The sequence below is a fragment of the Paraburkholderia saeva genome, from assembly GCF_907164555.1.
Lineage (GTDB): Bacteria > Pseudomonadota > Gammaproteobacteria > Burkholderiales > Burkholderiaceae > Paraburkholderia > Paraburkholderia saeva.
On the sequence record NZ_CAJQZC010000003.1, the window covers coordinates 699,990 to 718,069 of the forward strand.

The 18,080-nt window shown below is 62.7% G+C and carries 13 protein-coding genes; 8 read left to right on the plus strand and 5 right to left on the minus strand.

The annotated features are described in order from the left end of the window. The gene (locus LPA36_RS11290; RefSeq protein ID WP_228876428.1) at positions 1 to 1,269 is read left to right on the plus strand and encodes a c-type cytochrome; all 1,269 of its coding nucleotides are present in this window, start codon (positions 1 to 3) and stop codon (positions 1,267 to 1,269) included. A 162-nt stretch (positions 1,270 to 1,431) separates the two neighbouring features. Here the strand turns inward: LPA36_RS11290 and LPA36_RS11295 are convergent, their stop codons facing one another. Next, positions 1,432 to 2,256 (minus strand): SDR family NAD(P)-dependent oxidoreductase, encoded by an 825-nt coding sequence (locus LPA36_RS11295; RefSeq protein WP_228876430.1) that lies wholly within the window; start codon positions 2,254 to 2,256, stop codon positions 1,432 to 1,434. Positions 2,257 to 2,454: 198 nt separating this feature from the next. Between LPA36_RS11295 and LPA36_RS11300 the strand changes: the two genes are divergently transcribed. The 4 genes from LPA36_RS11300 to LPA36_RS11315 all read left to right on the plus strand — a co-directional run bounded on the left by LPA36_RS11300 (position 2,455) and on the right by LPA36_RS11315 (position 6,249). Beyond that, complete coding sequence (locus tag LPA36_RS11300) at positions 2,455 to 3,189, plus strand: SDR family NAD(P)-dependent oxidoreductase (protein ID WP_228876431.1); 735 nt, start codon at positions 2,455 to 2,457, stop codon at positions 3,187 to 3,189. 60 nt (positions 3,190 to 3,249) lie between these two features. Then, a complete protein-coding gene (locus LPA36_RS11305; RefSeq protein ID WP_228876433.1) occupies positions 3,250 to 3,846 on the plus strand; it encodes an HD domain-containing protein in 597 nt (198 codons plus the stop codon). Between the two features lie 106 nt (positions 3,847 to 3,952). Continuing rightward, positions 3,953 to 4,801, plus strand: a complete 849-nt coding sequence (locus LPA36_RS11310; RefSeq protein ID WP_228876434.1) for a TauD/TfdA dioxygenase family protein — start codon at positions 3,953 to 3,955, stop codon at positions 4,799 to 4,801. Between the two features lie 134 nt (positions 4,802 to 4,935). Beyond that, positions 4,936 to 6,249: an MFS transporter gene (locus LPA36_RS11315; RefSeq protein ID WP_228876435.1), complete on the plus strand. Its 1,314-nt coding sequence runs from the start codon at positions 4,936 to 4,938 to the stop codon at positions 6,247 to 6,249. A 63-nt stretch (positions 6,250 to 6,312) separates the two neighbouring features. Here LPA36_RS11315 and LPA36_RS11320 read toward each other — a convergent pair whose 3' ends face one another. The 3 genes from LPA36_RS11320 to LPA36_RS11330 form a co-directional block, all read right to left on the minus strand. Next, positions 6,313 to 8,043, minus strand: a complete 1,731-nt coding sequence (locus LPA36_RS11320) for a PHA/PHB synthase family protein (protein WP_228876436.1) — start codon at positions 8,041 to 8,043, stop codon at positions 6,313 to 6,315. After that, on the minus strand, positions 8,034 to 8,543 hold the full coding sequence (locus LPA36_RS11325) for a MaoC family dehydratase (RefSeq protein WP_228876437.1): 510 nt from the start codon (positions 8,541 to 8,543) through the stop codon (positions 8,034 to 8,036). The genes LPA36_RS11320 and LPA36_RS11325 overlap by 10 nt, the downstream gene beginning before the upstream one ends. A 420-nt stretch (positions 8,544 to 8,963) precedes the next feature. Next, entirely contained in the window at positions 8,964 to 12,470 is a 3,507-nt protein-coding gene (locus tag LPA36_RS11330) for a pyruvate carboxylase (RefSeq protein ID WP_228876438.1), read from the minus strand. 764 nt (positions 12,471 to 13,234) lie between these two features. On the opposite strand from LPA36_RS11330, the gene LPA36_RS11335 reads away from it, so the two are divergent. Both LPA36_RS11335 and LPA36_RS11340 read left to right on the plus strand, forming a co-directional pair. Then, positions 13,235 to 13,810, plus strand: coding sequence for an H-NS family nucleoid-associated regulatory protein (locus tag LPA36_RS11335; protein ID WP_228876439.1), 576 nt, complete (start codon positions 13,235 to 13,237; stop codon positions 13,808 to 13,810). Between the two features lie 283 nt (positions 13,811 to 14,093). Continuing rightward, positions 14,094 to 15,596 carry a methyl-accepting chemotaxis protein gene (locus LPA36_RS11340; protein WP_228876440.1) on the plus strand — a complete coding sequence of 501 codons (1,503 nt, stop codon included), beginning with the start codon at positions 14,094 to 14,096 and terminating at the stop codon, positions 15,594 to 15,596. A gap of 99 nt (positions 15,597 to 15,695) precedes the next feature. Here LPA36_RS11340 and LPA36_RS11345 read toward each other — a convergent pair whose 3' ends face one another. Beyond that, the gene (locus LPA36_RS11345) at positions 15,696 to 16,703 is read right to left on the minus strand and encodes an AraC family transcriptional regulator (protein ID WP_228876441.1); all 1,008 of its coding nucleotides are present in this window, start codon (positions 16,701 to 16,703) and stop codon (positions 15,696 to 15,698) included. Between the two features lie 209 nt (positions 16,704 to 16,912). Here LPA36_RS11345 and LPA36_RS11350 point away from each other — a divergent pair, with 209 nt between their 5' ends. After that, positions 16,913 to 17,968, plus strand: a complete 1,056-nt coding sequence (locus LPA36_RS11350; RefSeq protein WP_228876443.1) for a BKACE family enzyme — start codon at positions 16,913 to 16,915, stop codon at positions 17,966 to 17,968. Positions 17,969 to 18,080: the final 112 nt, after the last annotated feature.

Here is an 18,080-nt window from a genome sequence, read left to right on the forward strand (position 1 = left end):
ATGAATATCACACTCAAAGCGTTATCCGCGGCGCTCGGTCTGGCGTTGCCGATGTTTTCCCACGCAGCCGACGACGCGCTGATTCAACGCGGCGCATATGTGGCGAAGCTCGGCGACTGCTTTGCCTGTCACTCGGCGCCGCGCGGCAAGCCGTTTGCGGGCGGTCTGCCGATGAACACGCCGATGGGCCAGATCTACACGACGAACATCACGCCCGACCCGGACACCGGCATTGGCCGCTATACCGAGGAAGACTTCGCGCGCGCGATGCGTGAAGGCGTCGCGAAGGACGGCCATAACCTGTATCCGGCGATGCCTTATCCGTCGTACGCGAAAGTCAACAACGACGACATGCACGCGCTCTACGCGTATTTCATGAACGGCGTTGCGCCCGTGAAGCAGGCGAACCGCGAGCCGGATATCAAGTGGCCGCTCAACATGCGCTGGCCGCTGAAACTCTGGAACGTCGTGTTTCTGAAGAGCGGCGTGTATCAGGACAAGCCGGGCAAGGACGTCGCGTGGAATCGCGGTGCGTATCTGATCCAGGGGCTGGGGCATTGCGGATCGTGTCACACGCCGCGCGGATTTGCGTTCCAGGAAAAGGCGCTCGATGAGAGCGGCAGCGCGTTTCTGACGGGCGGCCTGCTCGACGGCTGGTTTGCCGCGAACCTGACGGGCGAACACAACGTCGGGCTCGGCCGCTGGACGGAGCAGGATCTCTCGACGTTCCTGAAAACCGGCGCGAACGCGCATGCGTCGGCGTTCGGTTCCATGACGAGCGTGATCAATAACAGCACGCAGGCGATGAACGACACCGACGTCACCGCGATGGCGCAGTACCTGAAGTCGTTACCGGCTTCGGGTGGGTACGGCGGCGCGCAGTATGCATATGACCCGAAGGCGACGAAGGTGTCGCTGAACCGTCCGGCGTTCGATCCAGGCGCGAAGGTTTATGCCGCGTATTGCATGCACTGTCACGGCGTCGACGGACGGGGCTTCGCGCCGATGCTCGCTCCGCTGGCGGGCAATCCGAACGTGCTGGAGAAAGACGCGTCGTCGCTCGTCAACGTGACGTTGAACGGCACGGGTGACCTGGTGGTGGGCGGCATTCCGGCGCCGTACCCAATGCCGAAGTACGCGCCGGTGCTCAACGACCAGCAGATCGCCGATGTGCTGACGTTTGTCCGGGCGGGCTGGAACAACAACGCGCCCGCTGTGCTGCCGGACGATGTCGCGAAGATGCGCAAGTCGACGAACGCGGCGCGTTAGGCGCGAAGACCTTCGCCGTGCGGGGGTGCAGAAACGTCGCTGCGGAAACACTGCCGCAGCGGCGTTTCTGTCAGGGAAACACGCGGTTGTTGGCAGTGACGTTCGTCGCCGGAGCGCGCGGAAACGTCGGACAGAGCCGGGCCTGCGAGAGCGGGCTGCGTCTCAGACCGCGCCGCCGTTGGGCGAGATGACCTGACCGACCAGATAGTGATTGTCGGACGCAAGGTAGACGGCAAGCGACGCGTATTCCTCCATCTTGCCGAAGCGGCCGAGCGGGATCAGTTGCATCAGCCTGTTCTTTTGCTCCTCGGAGGACCGGACGAAGTATTTCTCGAAGTCCGGTGTCTGGATGCCGCCCGGCGCGATCGCATTCACGTAGATGTTCCCGCCGGCCACTTCCGCCGCCACGGTCCGCGTGAACGTGATCACCGCGCCTTTCGTCGCCGAATAGTGCGGACTGTGCGCACTGATCGTGGACATCCCGGCAATCGACGCAATGTTGATGATCTTGCCGCTGCGCCGGGGCTCCATGATCCGCAATGCTTCGCGCGTGCAGTAGAACACGCCATGAACGTTGACGCCCCAGTAGCGGTGCCATTGCTCGTCTGACATCGAACTCGTAAAACCCAGCGCCTGTCTGGGCATGGGCGTTGTCATGTAATCCCAGTGCCGGTTGCGCCGCGCGTCATCCTCGGGACCGATCGGCCCGATTCCCGCGTTGTTGACGAGCACATCCAGCCGGCCAAAGCGGGCCTTGATGCACGCAAACAGGTCCGCCACCTGCGCGCTGGACGATACGTCGCAAATCCTCGCGACGCATTCGTGTTTCCCCGCCGCAGTGATTTCCTCACGCGCGGCGTTCAGGTTCTCTTCGTTGATATCGCAAATGATTGTCTGGGCGCCCGCACGCGCGTACGCCAGTGCAATGCTCAAGCCGAGACCTCGCGCACCGCCCGTCACGAGGGCGATCCTGTTTTCCAGTGTCATACGACTGCTCCTTTCAGATTGCGATCACGCCAGAACCGGCATGATGGAAACTGCTGAGCCGGCCCGTGGCAAAAGACTACCGGCGTCGCTACCGGGAAGGCTCCCCCCAGCGACGGGGGGCTGGGTTTTCAGGAGTACCGCCGTGCGAGTGCTCACCGGTAAGCTCCCTGAAATCATTCGATGCGTCAGGAGAGCTCAATGAATCCGGTAGAAGACAAAGCGTTACGAGGAAAGGTCGCTGTGATCACAGGCGCAGGCCGCGGCATCGGACGCGCCATCGCGCTGGCCTACGCGAAAGCGGGTGCAGCTGTCGTGTGCAGCGCACGCTCGGGCGGCGAGATCGATGAAACCGCCGCATTGATCAACGCACAGGGCGGGCGGGCAATTGCGATTGCCTCGGACGTCATCGATTACGAGTCCGTCGAGGCTTTGTTTGCCGGAGCAGTCAAGGCGTTCGACGGCGTGGACATCGTCGTCGCCAATGCAGGTGTCGGCACCGTGACCGGGACGATCGAACATTCCGATCCGAAACTCTGGAAGCAGGTCATCGACGTGAACCTCACGGGCGTGTTCCATACCGCGCGTGCGGCAATACCGCATCTGCGCCGGCGCGGGGCGGGCAAGATCATCCTGATGGGCTCGGGACTGCGGCAGCGTCCGAATGCCGGTCTATCTGCCTACGGCAGTTCGAAGGCGGGTATGTGGCTGCTCACCCAGACCCTCGCGCTGGAACTCCAGGACGCGAACATCAGCGTCAATGAACTGATTCCCGGACCGGTGCGTACCGCGATGACCGACTTCGGCGGCAAATGCCAGTTCAACGAGGAGTGGGTCAAGGAACCGGAGGACGTCGTTCCAGTCGCGATGTTCCTTGCCAGCCAGCCGGACTTCGGTCCTTCCGCGCAAAGCTTCAGTCTGATGCGCCGCGCCTGACGGCGCTCGCTTCGAACAACATGCAGGAAAAGGGGCGTCAGGTGCCCCGAGGAGATTCGAATGAGTGAAAACGACGTGGATGCGCGCGCGGCCTTCAGCCATATGGAGAACGGGACGGCAGATGACTGGGCCCTCATCCTCGCTGAATTCTCGACGTTCACCAAGTCGCTACCCGATCGCGTAATGGCGCACCTGCAACTGCTCGAAGGAGACTGCGGCGGATTTCCTGTTGACCGTCTGACGCATTCGCTTCAGACAGCGACGCTCGCTCATCGGGACGGCCGCGACGAGGAGTATGTGGTGTGCGCGCTGCTGCACGATATCGGCGATACGCTCGCCAGCTTCAATCATCCTGACGTCGCGGCCGCGATCCTCAAGCCGTTTGTGAGCCCCGAGAACCTGTGGATGGTCGAGAAGCATGGCATTTTCCAGGGCTACTATTTCTTCCAGCATCTGGGTCAGGACCGCCACCTTCGGGAGCAATTCAGGAGCGAGCCCGAACTGTTCGAACGGACGGCTGAGTTTTGCCAGAAATACGATGCAGCCGCGTTCATGACCGACTACGACACGCGGCCGTTGTCGTTTTTTGAACCGATGGTCCGGCGTGTGCTGTCGGCGCCACGCAAGTCGCTGTATGTGAAGCGGAACGGCGACTGATTCCTGCCAGCGGATTGGCGACGCACAATGCGCGACAGGGTCGAATAAACTGAGGAATCCAGAATGTCATGCGCTCTTTGGATAGATGCAATCTGCGAGGGCGGTCATGCGTGTTGAACAGCTGACGTGTGCCATCGGCGCGGAGATCATCGGCGTCAAGCTCGCCGACGCGATCCACGACGATGGTCTTTTCGCCGCGCTACGCGGGCTGCTGCTCAGGCACCGCGTACTGTTCCTGCGTGACCAGGATTTCACCCGGGCCGAGCACGTCGCGTTCGCGCGGCGTTTTGGGGAGCTGGAGGACCATCCGGTGGCGAGGAGCGACCCGGACCATCCGGGCCTCGTGCGCATCTACAAGTCACCGGACCAGCCAGACGACCGCTACGAAAACGTCTGGCACACCGACGCCACGTGGCGTGACGCGCCGCCGTTCGGTTGCGTGCTGCGCTGCGTGGAGTGTCCGCCGCTGGGTGGCGACACCATGTGGGCAAACATGGTGCTCGCCTGGGAAAATCTGCCGGCGCGCATCAAGGCGCAGATATCGGAGCTGCGCGCACGGCACAGCATCGAGGCGAGCTTCGGTGCGGCGATGCCGATCGAGAAACGCCTCGCGCTGAAGGCGCAGTTCCCGGACGCCGAGCATCCGGTGGTGCGGACCCATCCGGATACCGGCGAGAAGATCCTGTTCGTCAACGCCTTCACTACGCACTTTACGAATTACCACACGGCTGCCCGGGTGCGGTTCGGACAGGACTACAACCCGGGAGGCAGCCAGCTGCTGGCGTGGCTCATCAGCCAGGCGTATATCCCGGAGCATCAGGTGCGCTGGCGTTGGGCCAGAAACAGCGTTGCAATCTGGGACAACCGCTGCACGCAGCACTACGCTGTAATGGACTACGCCGCGTGTCACCGCAAGATGGAACGCGCCGGCATCATCGGCGACGTGCCTTATTGATCGTCGCACCGACGAAGCCGGCTCGTCAGTCGCTATCAGGAGGAGCGCCGGAAATACCCGCATTAAAAGAGCGTGCATGCACGTTCCGCCCACCAGAGCTCATAACAGCCATATACAACAGGAGGAGATCCTCAATGGGACTGAATTTATCCGGGACCGGCAACACCGGTCTGGCAGGTACATCATCACGCTCGCGGGCCTACCCGTGGGCCGTCACCGCACTTGTACTTGGCCTGCTTCTTTCCGACTACATGTCGCGGCAGGTACTGAGCGCCGTATTTCCTCAACTGAAGGCCGCGTGGACCCTGAGCGATGCGCAACTCGGCAGCCTGAGCGGCGTTGTCGCGCTGATGGTCGGAATACTGACCATGCCGTTGTCGCTGCTGGCTGACCGCTGGGGCCGCGCGCGCAGCATCGCGCTGATGGCGGTGGTATGGAGTGTCGCGACACTGGGCTGCGCGTTCGCGGCGAACTATGGCCAGATGCTGACCGCGCGGTTCTTTGTTGGCGTGGGCGAGGCGGCCTACGGCAGCGTCGGGCTCGCGGTGATCATGAGCGTCTTTCCGCCAAAGGTGCGTGCGACACTGGCGGGCGCCTTTACATCGGCCGGGATTTTCGGCGCAGTGCTCGGCACCGCGCTGGGCGGCTCCATTGCGGCCCACTACGGCTGGCGCGAGGCGTTTCTCGCGATGGCCGCCTTCGGGCTGGTCGTGACCGCCGTGTACTGCCTGACCGTCACGGAGGGCAGGCTCGCGCGCCACGCTCACCAGAGCGCGGCTGTGCGCACAGGTACCGGCACAGGTCTTTCCGTTGGGGAGACGCTGCGCGCTGTGTTCGGCTCGCGTGCGCTGATCTGCGCGTACTTCGGCGGCGGGCTTCAGTCGTTCGCGCTGTATTCACTGCTCGCCTGGATGCCGAGTTATCTCAACCGTTACTACGGGATGGCGCCGGGGAAGGCGGCGATGTCCGCCGCGGGAATGTTTATTCTGAGCGGCGTCGGGATGACGCTGTGCGGCGTGCTGACCGACTGGGCGGGCCGTGGTGCGCCTGCCCGCAAGGTCTCGTTTGGCATTGGCTTTTGCCTGTTGTCATGCGTGGTGCTCTCCATTGCCTTCCGCCTGCCGGCTGGCAACGCGCAGATCATCCTGATCGCACTCGGCGCACTGGTGGCAGCCGGTCCGTGGGGGCCAGCGGGCGCATCGGTTGCGAACCTGGCGAATCCTGTCGTACACGCGACCGCTCTCGCGATTCTTGCGCTGGCGTATAACCTGATGGGCGCAGCGCCCGGTCCGTTCCTGACCGGCGTGCTGGCGGACAGGATCGGCCTGCTTGGCGCGCTTCAGCTTGCGCAACTCGTATCGATTCCTGCAGCGCTGGCGTTCATGCTTTGCCGGCGTACCTATCTGCGGGATCTGCCGGACGCCGCACGTTCGGGTGACAACGTCTGATGCTAAAAAGGCCGCGAAGCGACAAACGCTTCGCGGCCTTGCAGGTCCCAGCCAGAATGCGAACTAGGCGGTACGTACTTTCACATAGCGTCCAGGGGCCGGCTCGACCGGCTTGTGAACGGCGTTTCCAGGCTTAACGCGCGCCTTGACCGATTCTTCAGCGTAGGGCGTCAGCCACTCGATCCAGTGGTTCCACCAGCTGCCGGGCCGCGTTTCGGCGGAAGCCAGCCACGCATCCGGATCGGCGGTGGAGTCATCGCTGACCTTGAAGCTCCGCTTGTTCTTCGACGCAGGATTGACGACGCCCGCGATGTGGCCGCTTGCGCCAAGAACGAACTGCGTCGGCCCGCCAAGCAGTTGCGTGGATCGATGAGCCGAGCGCCACGGCACGATGTGATCTTCTTCGGTTGCCAGCACGTAGGCCGGAGTGTCGATATTCCCGAGGTCGACTGGCGTGCCGCACATCGTCAAACGGCCCGGCTTGCGCAGGTTGTTTTCCAGGTACATGTTGCGCAGATACCAGGTGTACATGGGCCCAGGCAGATTCGTGCTGTCGGCGTTCCAGTACAACAGGTCGAATGCCGGCGGTGATTTGCCCTTCAGGTAATTGCCGATGACGTACGGCCAGATCAGGTCGTTTGCCCGCAATGTCTGGAACGTGAACCCGAGTTCCTTGCCGGAATAGATGCCGCCACGTCCGATCGCGCTCTCGCGTTGTGCGACGCCTGCTTCGTCAATGAAGACGCCCAGTTCGCCCGGTTCCTCGAAGTCCAGCATCGTGGTGAGTAGCGTGAGGCTCGCCACCTTGTCTTCACCGCGTGCCCGGGCGATTGCCGTGGCCGACGACAGAATGGTGCCGCCTACGCACCAGCCCACCGCGTTGACACGGTCGGCGCGGGTAATTGACTGCGCAACGTTCAGCGCTGTCAACGCACCGTGTTCGACGTAGTCGTCCCACGTCGTTTGCGCCATCGTGGCATCCGGATTGCGCCACGACACCATGAACACGGTCATGCCCTGTTCGCAGGCAAAGCGCACAAAGGAATTTTCAGGCTGCAGATCGAGAATGTAGAACTTGTTGATACACGGCGGCACGATCAGAAGCGGTCGTTTCGCGACCTTCTCTGTGAGCGGAGCGTACTGGATCAACTGGAACAGATCGTTCTCGAACACGACCGAGCCTTGTGACGCCGCCACGTTGTGGCCGACCTCGTAAGCGGACTCGTCCGTGATCGAGATGTTGCCGCGCTGCATGTCGGCAAGCAGGTTCGTGAAGCCGTCACGCAGGCTCTCGCCGCTGGATTCGAACGCGAGCTTGAGCGCCTCGGGATTCGTCGCAGCGAAATTGGCCGGGCTCAGCGAGTCGATGAGCTGGCGCGTGAAGAACTTGAACTTCCGTTTGTCTTTCTCGGTCGTGGCGACTGCATCGACGATATCTTCAAGCAACCGTGCGTTGAGCAGGTAGTTCTGCTTGAGGAGGCTATACCAGGCATTCTTGTGCCAGTCTTCGGCAGCAAAGCGACGGTCACCGCGCTCGGGCGTAATCACGGGCTCCGTTTCCGCGCCCATCGTGCCCGCCAGCGTGCGGGTCCAGACTGTCGCCAGCTGTGGCCAGTACGCCGAATGTGCTTCGAGCAGCGCCACGGGAGCGGTGAGCGTTTTCAGGGGCTGCAATGCAGCGGACGCGTCGTCGAGAGGCGCGCCATTCGTATCCAGGCCGGCCATGGTGCGCCAGAACTGCTGACCGGACGTGATGAATCCCTGTAGGTATTCGGTCGGTACGTTTAACGGCATGATCGTTGCGCCTCGATTGACTCACTCGTGATTGCAGGCTCTCCGGCACTGTCCGCGCATTCGGCCACACGCCGCGCACGGGACGTCGCCATGACGACCGCTTCGCCGTCGATCACCACTTTTCCTGCCACCGTGCAGACGGTCGACATCACGACGCGGCTCTTTTCCGGCTGCAGCTCTTTCACGGCGACCGTTGCATGCACGGTATCGCCAGCCCGGACCGGCGCCTTGAAACGCAGGTTCTGTCCGAGGTAGACGGTGCCCGGGCCGGGCAGGCGCCCGGCGAGGGTCGCCGAAATCATGCTGGCGGACAGCATCCCGTGCGCAATGCGTCCCTTGAACGGCGTGGTCCGCGCGAACTCCTCGTTGATGTGAACTGCGTTGATGTCGCCCGATGCGGCCGCGAAGAGCAGGATGTCCGCCTCCGTAATGGTTTTCGCAAAGCTGGCGCTCATGCCTGCTTCCAGGTCTTCAAAGTCGTAACCGCCGATTTCGTTCATCTGTCTCTCAAATAGTTGTTACTGAATGGATGGACTCACTCGCGAATCGATCAGCGCGTCGGGCCCGGGCCTGCTTCGGACGAAGCGGCACGATGCGGGGTGCGACAGGCGCCGACGATTGCCTCGGGTCGAATCGATGTGTGCAACCCGATGACGCGCGCTTCCGCAAGCGGGGGCGCGTAGCTGGCCGGAATTGCAACCGTTGCGGCAGGGGAAAACGCTGCCGTCATGCCTCGCAATCGAGGTTGGCGTGGACGCTGCAACGCCGTTGAAACGCCAGCGTGGTCAGCGGATTGCGGTCGTGTTGTCTCCTGACACACAACAATAATGCGAGTGTTCGCGCTTGCCCCCTCCCACGGCGGGAGGGCACACGCGCACCACCGGTCGGGCCGGGCCCGCCTGGTGGCGCGCGACGGTTCCTCAGGCGTCTTTCAGCACGATCAGAAGGTCCTTGGCGGCAACGCGATCGCCGGCCTGCACCCGCACCTCGGCGATTTCGCAATCGCGCTCGGCGGCAATGTGCGTTTCCATTTTCATCGCTTCCAGCGCAAGCAGCGTGCTGCCGGCGCTGACGCGCTGGCCCGGCTGCACGGCGATCGTGACCACCGAGCCCGGCATCGGCGCGGCTACATGCAGCGGATTCGACGGGTCTGCGGCGGCCCGGCTCTGGCGAACGGCTCCGGTCTGCGCCGTCGCGCGCCGCTCGACCTGGGTGGTCCGCGACTGGCCGTTCAGTTCGAACTGCACCTTGACCATGCCGTCTTCGGCATCGGCGTGCTGCCCCTGCAGGGTGACCAGCAGCGTCTTGCCCGCATCGATATCGATCGCCGCTTCTTCCTGCGGTTGCAGGCCATACAGGAAGGCGGGCGTCGGCACCACGGAGGTATCGCTGTACGTTCGCACGTGCTGGAAGTACTCGACTGCCTGTTTCGGATACATCAGGTATGACGCGAGCTGGCGGTCATCGAGCGGCTGCTCGCACGCGGCTTCACCCTCGGCCCGGGCTGCTTCGAGATCGACGGGCGGAATCTGGTCGCCCGGCCGGTAGGGCGTGGGCGGCTCGGCCTTGAGCGCCTTGCGTGACAGGTCTGCCGGAAAGCCATCCGGCGGGAAACCCAGTTCGCCCTTGAACAGCGAGACAACCGACTCGGGAAAAGCGATCTCTTTGGCCGGGTTGCATACGTCGGCCGCCGACAGGTCGTTGGCGACCATCATCAGCGCCATATCGCCGACCACCTTCGAGGTCGGCGTGACCTTCACGATGTCGCCGAACATCCGGTTGACGTCGGCATAGGCGCGCGAGACCTCTGTCCAGCGATGCTCGATGCCAAGCGAGCGCGCCTGCTCGCGCAGGTTCGTGTACTGGCCACCCGGCATCTCGTGCCGGTATACATCGGCCGTGCCGGCGCGGATCTCCGATTCGAATGGCGCGTAGTAGCGGCGCACGCCCTCCCAGTACATCGACGCTTCGTGCATCCGTTCGAGGTTCAGACCCGGGTCGCGCTCGCTGCCTGACAGGGCGGCGGCGATACTGGACAGATTGGGTTGCGACGTGAGCCCGCTCATGGCGTCCAGTGCGCCGTCGACTGCGTCGCAGCCCGCGCCAATCGCGGCCAGCACCGAGGCGGCTGAAATTCCGCTGGTATCGTGCGTGTGAAAGTGGACGGGCAGGCCGGTTTCTTCCTTGAGCGCCTTCACGAGCGCGGCAGCGGCCTGGGGCCGGCAGATGCCGGCCATGTCCTTGATGCCCAGCACGTGCACGCCCGCGCGCTGAAGCTCGCGTGCAATGTCCACGTAGTACTTGAGGTCGTACTTCGCGCGCGAGGTGTCAAAGAGGTCGCCTGTATAGCAGATCGCGCCCTCGCACAGCGCGCCGCTCTCGCATACCGCGTCGATCGCCACGCGCATGTTGCGCACCCAGTTGAGCGAATCGAACACCCTGAAAACGTCGACGCCCGCGCTGGCCGACTGCTGGACAAAAAAGCGCACCACGTTGTCCGCGTAGTTCGTATAGCCGACCGCGTTCGAGCCGCGCAACAGCATCTGGAAGAGGATGTTGGGCACGCGTTCGCGCAGTTGCGCGAGACGCTCCCATGGGTCCTCCTTCAGAAAGCGCAGCGCGACGTCGAAGGTCGCGCCGCCCCAGCATTCGAGCGAGAACAGTTGCGACAGTTCGCGCGCGTAGAACGGCGCGACGGGCAGCATGTCGGCGGTGCGCATGCGCGTGGCGAAGAGGGACTGATGCGCATCGCGCATCGTGGTGTCGGTCAGCAGCACCTGCTTCTGGTCCAGCATCCACTGTGAGAATTTCTCCGCGCCCAGCTCGCGCAGCCGGTCCCGCGTGCCGGCGGGCACCGGCCCGCTGCCGTCGACTCGCGGCAAAACAGGTTTCGCCAGCGGCAACGCGGGGAGTGCCCGTCCGACCAGTTCCGCGTGCCCGTTGACAGTCACTTCACCCAGATATCGCAGCAGCTTCGAGGCGCGATCACGGCGCTTCGTGAAGGCCAGCAGTTCGGGCGTCGTATCGATGAAACGGGTGGTGAGCTCGCCGCGGCCAAACGCCGGATAATTGATGACGTTCTCGAGGAACTGCAGGTTCGAAGCCACGCCGCGGATACGGAACTCGCGCAGCGCCCGGTCCATACGGCGGATCGATTCAGCCGCGGTGGGTGCCCAGGTGGTCACCTTGACCAGCAGCGAATCGTAGTAGGGGGTGATGACGGCGCCCCCGTACGCCGTGCCCGCATCGAGGCGCACCCCGAAGCCGGCCGCGCTGCGATAGGCCGTGAGTTGCCCGTAGTCAGGCAGAAAGCCGTTCTCCGGATCTTCGGTGGTGATCCGGCATTGCAGTGCGTGACCATTGAGCGGGATCGCCGCCTGCGCGGGCACGCCGGCGGCGCGGGTAAGGACGTTGCCGGATTCGTCGGTTTCGTCGTCGGTGATGCCGATCCTGCCACCTTCGGTGATACGGATCTGCGCCTTCACGATGTCGACGCCGGTGATCATTTCGGTCACCGTGTGCTCGACCTGAATGCGGGGATTGACCTCGATGAAATAGAACAGGCCGGAGTCGGCGTCCATCAGGAATTCAACGGTGCCGGCATGGCTGTAGCCCACCGCGCGCATCAGGCGCAACGCAGACTCGCACAGACTTGCGCGGGTTGCGGCGTCCAGGTAGGGCGCAGGCGCACGTTCGACGACCTTCTGGTTGCGTCGCTGAACCGTGCAGTCGCGCTCGTACAGATGGACGAGGTTGCCATGCGTGTCCCCCAGCACCTGTACCTCGACATGGCGCGCGTGACGCACGAGCTTTTCGACGTATACCTCGTCGTTGCCGAAAGCGGCGAGCGCTTCGCGTCGGGCCGCGGGCAGCGCGGTTTCGAGATCCTGTTCGCGTTCGAGCACCCGCATCCCGCGCCCGCCGCCGCCCCAGCTTGCCTTCAGCATCAGTGGAAAGCCCACGCCCGCGGCAAGACGCTTGCACTCGTCCAGATCTTGCGGAAGCGGTGCAGTGGCGGGCATGACCGGTACGCCGGCCGCGATCGCCGCATTGCGCGCCGCGACCTTGTTGCCGAGCGTGCGCATGACCTCGGGCGACGGACCCATCCACCGGATGCCTGCATCGATGACGGCCTGCGCGAAATCGGGATTCTCGGAGAGAAAGCCGTACCCGGGATGGATCGCGTCGACGTTGGCCTTGCGGGCCACACGCAGGATGTCCTCGAAATCCAGATAGGCTGCAAGGGGCTTCTTGCCTTCGCCGACCAGATAGCTTTCGTCAGCCTTGAAGCGGTGCAGCGCGAGCCGGTCCTCCTTCGAGTAGATCGCGACGGTGCGAATGTTCATCTCGGCGGCCGCGCGCATCACCCGGATCGCGATCTCGGACCGGTTGGCAATCAGCAATGAACGGATCGGTGCAAAGGCCATGGTGGAGTTGTCTCATCTCTCGTATAACGGACCAGCCAGGAACCAGAAAAGGGCTGGAGACTGATAGTGCTTCACACTTCTGAAAACAGGCGCTGGATACGCAGGCTCAGGAACGCTTACGAACGCTCGAAGAAAGGGGCATGCGAATCCATCCAGTCATAGTGAGCCGTATCGCGCGCCCACGCCCAGTTCGCTGCGGCTTGAGCCCGGTCGTTCGCGCTTCGCCCGTTTTGCGTCGCTTCAGTCTTGTCATGGTGGGAGCCGGCTGCCGCGACGGCCCGGGTGTCTACGTCTTTTCGTTCAGTGTGGGTCATTGCCGTGTAAAGGATAGATGGGTTTATCGGTGACAGGCTGTGCCGTGACGGATGAGTCAAGGCGATCCAGCATGTGCGCGCGTGCGCGTGCCAAAAGCAAGCTTAATCAACTGCAAGGATTGGGCCATGTGCGCGTGATTTCTGTAAGTCTTTGATTGCTTGGGGAATCTCGATGAAGCGTGGGTCGCTTTGATTTCGGAAATGAAATCGGTAATTTCAGGTTTGGTAGATCGATTCGAGGCGCGAAGGGAATGATTGAGGTCGTTTTTGGCCCCATGCTTATCGTCCGGTGTCCGATTCCTCCCGTCCATTCAATGTCGTTGATAAATCAACGTTTCGGCCAGAATTCCTGTCGACGTGGTTCGATACGATCGCTACGTTGGGGGCTTTACCCGGATCGCGAATTCAAACCTATAATTCCGGCACTTAAAACAACGCGGGGGAACTGCAGTGAGGTCCTACGACGAGATTCAGGCAGAGATAAAGCGGCTGCAACAGGAGGCTTTGGAAAGCCAGAAACGCGAGGCTGCGATCGCCAGAATTCGACTCGAAATGAAGCGCTTTGGTATTTCCGCGGACGAACTGGGCGAGCCGTCGACACGCAAGGGTGCGGTGGCTCCAAAAGCGATGGGGGCCGCAAAAAAGGCAGTGGCCTCGAAGCGCGCTGCGAAAACGCCGGTTACCTCCGACGAGTCACCGGCGGTCAGGCTCCTCATGCGTGCGGGTGTCGATTTCAGCCGCTCGGGCGCGAAAGAGATCAAGCCACCCAGCAGGACAAGGCAGGCGGAGAAGGCGGAGGTGGCCTCGACCGCAAAGCGGCCGCCAAGGTATCGCGATCCCAAAACCGGCGCCACCTGGAGCGGCCACGCGCGGCCGCCAGCGTGGATCAGGGACGCGAAAGACCGCTCGGTCTATCTCATCGATCACGCCGGCGTACCTGCTGCACGCAAACAGGCGACGACGCAAAAACGCCCAGCCAGGGCGGATCTCACATCGAAGGGCACGGTTCGAAAGGCTGCTTCCTGACGCCAGCGGAAAAGCAGGAGCCCGGCGGGCTTGCCCTCTGCCCATTTCCCCGCTTGCAGCGGGCAAAAAGCACGAAAACTCTGCGGCACCAATAAAGTTGATTATACAAGCAAAATAGTTGCTATATCAACTTATGGAATTCCCCTATGCAGTGTCCGCGGCTGCCTTCCGTTAAATGTGACGGACAGGCGCGCAGTTCGCCGCCCGGACGCATAGGTTCGCTGGTTGTGTCGTCGTCAGCGACCGTCGCCCTCTCTAGCGGAATTTCAGGAGTCGATACGTCATGCAAGGCAGTCTCACAGGCGCAGCCATCGCCGGGCCGCAAGTCCACGTCAGCCCGCGGCGCTCCAGCCCGACCGCCGATCGCGGCACAGCAGGTGTCAACAGTCCTATCACGGTCGCGCGAAAACGCACGGACCGCGCCTGTGCGGTCGTCAACTGGATCATGCTCGCGGGTTCGCTGGGTATCGGTTGGCATTTCGACAACCTCGGGCCGGCTTGTGCAGTCGGGCTGCCATTTGCGCTTCTGTCGACGGCCTTCGCGTTTGCCATGCCCGGACATCTGGCTACCCGACTGGTTTCGGCGATGACCTTCATGGGCGGCGCGGCCGTCATGATCGACATCGGGAAGGGGCAGGATGAGTTTCACTTCGTGGTGTTCATCCTGCTGTCGTTGCTGCTCGCTTACCGCGACATTCGGGTCATTCTGCTCGCCACGGGATTCATATCCGTGCAGCAACTCGCATTCAACTATTTCCAGGCCTGGGGTTGGGACGTGAATGCGTTCCCGCGGACAGGGCTTGATGTGGTGGCGCAGCATTGGGCCTTTCTGTGGCTCCAGACGCTGTTTCTCGCGGCCATCTCCGTGCGCCAGGAGCGTGACGCGCGGATTGCGGGCGAGCTCGAAATGATGGCTCAGGGCATTGGGCGCGAGTCCGGCTTCATTACGTTGAGTGAGTGTCCGGTCCGCCCTGCCAGCAGCGTGGGCGACTCCTTTTACTCGACGCTCGGGATGGTTCGCAAGACGCTGCTGCAGGTGCGCAATAGCGCCCGCGAAGTCGCGGAGGCTGTGGCCAGCATCGGCGAGCGCAATGCGATCCTTTCGGAGCGCACCGACCAGCAACGGTCTTCCCTTGAGGGCATCGTCGCGGCCATGGAACAACTGAAGCAAAGTGTCCACGAGAACGCAGACCACGCAACCTCCGCGCGCGCGCTCGCGGGTTCAGCGAGCGAAGTCGCAACCGAGGGGCGTGCGGCGATCGATGCCGTGATTGACACCATGGGCGAGATTTACCGCTCGTGCGAACGCGTCACGGACATCATCGGCGTGATCGACGGCATCGCGTTTCAGACGAATATCCTCGCGCTCAACGCCTCCGTCGAGGCCGCCCGGGCCGGGGAGCAGGGGCGCGGGTTTGCGGTGGTAGCGGCAGAAGTCCGTGTTCTGGCGCAGCGCAGTGCAGCCGCCGCCAAGGAGATCCGCGCACTGATCGGCGAATCTGTCCATCGTGCACGGACCGGCAACACGCTCGTCGAGAGTGCGGGCAACACCATCGCGGGGATACTGGAAAGTGTCACGCATCTGACCACCATCGTTCACGAGATGGCGCAGGCGACGGACGCCCAGCGTGCGGGCATCGACCAGGTGGGCGACAACATTGCCGGCATCGACGAGGCCACCCGCGAAAATGCGGCGCACGTTGCGGCCACCGTCGAGCAGGTGAAATTGCAGCACCAGCAGACCGAGTTGCTGACAAACACGGTAAAGGTCTTTCGACTGGACTGAGCCGACCGTCACCGTCTCGCGCACAGCTAAAAAAGGCGTGAATGTTACCGGCCCTGAGCCATGCAGGCCCTTTTGGGGGCGGAGGTCTGACCGCGGGAACTATGGGCTGCTTCTATGGCGACTGCGCCATTCACGGGGTGTCATCTGAAAGCGCCCCTGGAACCAGACCGTGAACGACCCCTGGTTGGTGTAACCCAGCAGGGCGGCGACCCGGCCGATCGGATAGCGTGGGTTGAGGAGATAGCGCACGGCGAGGTCACGCCGCACTTCTTCAACGATGCCCGAGAAACTGGAACCGGTCGAATCGAGCTGGCGCTGCAGCGTGCGCACTGTCAGGTTCACCTGCCGCGCGACCAGTTCGACCGAGGCCTGACTGAGCGGCAACAGCAGATAAATCGCCTTGCGCACTTCCAGCGCAATCGAATCGGCCGCCATCGCGTTGAGCGGATTGGCGAGACTTTCCGCGTAACGGACCAGTACGGGGTCCGCATTTGGATTCGGAAAGTCCAGATCTTCCGTCGAGCAGACGAAACCGTTGAAGTCGCTTTCAAACGTGATCGGGCATCCGAAGAACCGGCGGTGGAAGGCGAGGTCACCCGGCGCCGGATGCGTGAAATGCACACTGTGCGGTTTCCAGTGGGCGCCGAGCAGCGCGCTGGAGTGACGGGACAGCACGCCCACTGCCAGCTCCATCGCCTGCACGGTCCGCGTGCCCGGTTCTGCGACAAGCTCTTCACGGATCGTTACCGTGTCGCCGGTCGTTTCGACGTGAATACCCAGCGCTTCGTTGAGCAGATGTCGATATTGGGCAGCGGCCAGCAGCACGTCGCGTAGCGTGCGCTTGTGGGCGAGCAGAATGTTGACAACTCCACTACCGAACTGCTGGCGCGTTTGCGCAATCTGTAGCCCGAGTGTTGGACACGACGCTCTTTCCGCCGTTATTTCCAGCAGCCGGCAGGCGCCGTCGGCCGGAATCCGGTCATCCGGGTTCGCCATCGCCACCGCGTCGAGACCGACTTCCTGCACCAGTTCATAGGGATTGAGCCCGAGACGTCGCGTCACGTCGAAATAGCCGTGCATCGACGACGATCTCACCATGGTTTGCATCTGATTTTGTTCCTTTTTTTGCCGGAGCGCGGCCTGTCTGCACAGGACTGGTGTTAACGCCTAGTGTCGTCGAATCATAAAACAATGTCACCAAAAACGAAAACTGCTTTGGTGGATTGCCGTATCTTCGCCTCACTGATTCATTTTCCGTCGCGTCCAGAATGGCCCTGGCGCGGAGGTGGAAAGTCCAACTATATCTGGAGGAAACGATGCAATTCTTCGACGACTCGCTGCACCCCGAAAATCAGGAAAAGGTAGTCATCACCGTCGCGCCGTACGGCCCGGAATGGATGCCGGAGGACTTTCCTGAAGACATTCCGGTGACGATGGAAGAGCAGATTCAAAAGGCCGTCGACTGCTACAACGCAGGCGCAACGGTGCTTCACCTGCACGTGCGTGAACTGGACGGCAAGGGCTCCAAGCGTCTGTCGAAGTTCAATGAACTGATCGCAGGCGTGCGCGCAGCCGTGCCGGACATGATCATCCAGGTGGGTGGCTCGATTTCGTTCGCACCGGAAGACGACGGACAGGCAGCGAAGTGGCTTTCCGACGACACGCGCCACATGCTCGCCGACCTCGAACCGAAGCCGGACCAGGTGACCGTCGCGATCAATACGACGCAGATGAACATCATGGAGTTGCTGTATCCGGAGTACCTTGAAGGCACTTCGCTGGCGAACCCGCTTCTCCATACCGCATATAGCGAAATGACTGTGCCGGCCGGCCCGGCATGGGTGGAAGAGCATCTGCGACGCCTGCAGGCCTCGGGCATCCAGCCACACTTCCAGCTCACCGGCATCCACGCGCTCGAAACGCTGGATCGCCTCGTGCGCAAGGGCGTCTACAAGGGTCCGCTGAACCTGACGTGGATTGGCATCGGTGGCGGCTTCGACGGCCCGAACCCGTTCAACTTCTTCAACTTCGTCCATCGTGCGCCTGAAGGCGGCACGCTGACGGCCGAATCGCTCCTGAAGAACGTCCTGCCGTTCAACATGATGGCGATGGCGATGGGTCTGCATCCGCGCTGCGGCATCGAGGACACGATCATCGACCAGCACGGCAACCGGATGACGTCGGTGCAGCAGATCGAACAGTGCGTGCGCGTAGCGCGCGAACTGGGTCGCGAGATCGCGACGGGCAAGGAAGCGCGCGCGATCTACAAGATCGGTGTGCAGTACAAGAGCGTCGAGGAGACGCTCGCGGCCAACGGCATGGCGCCGAACCGCAAGCCGGGCGTGAAGAGCCGGCCGTTGCGCGCAGCGTAACAGGGGGGCGCCGCCATCGACACGACATCGTGCCGGTGGCGGTTAGAGAAGGAGGCTCCCGGACCCGGTTCGGGAAGCGACACACATATCGGCCCCTTTGGTCCCTTGCGGG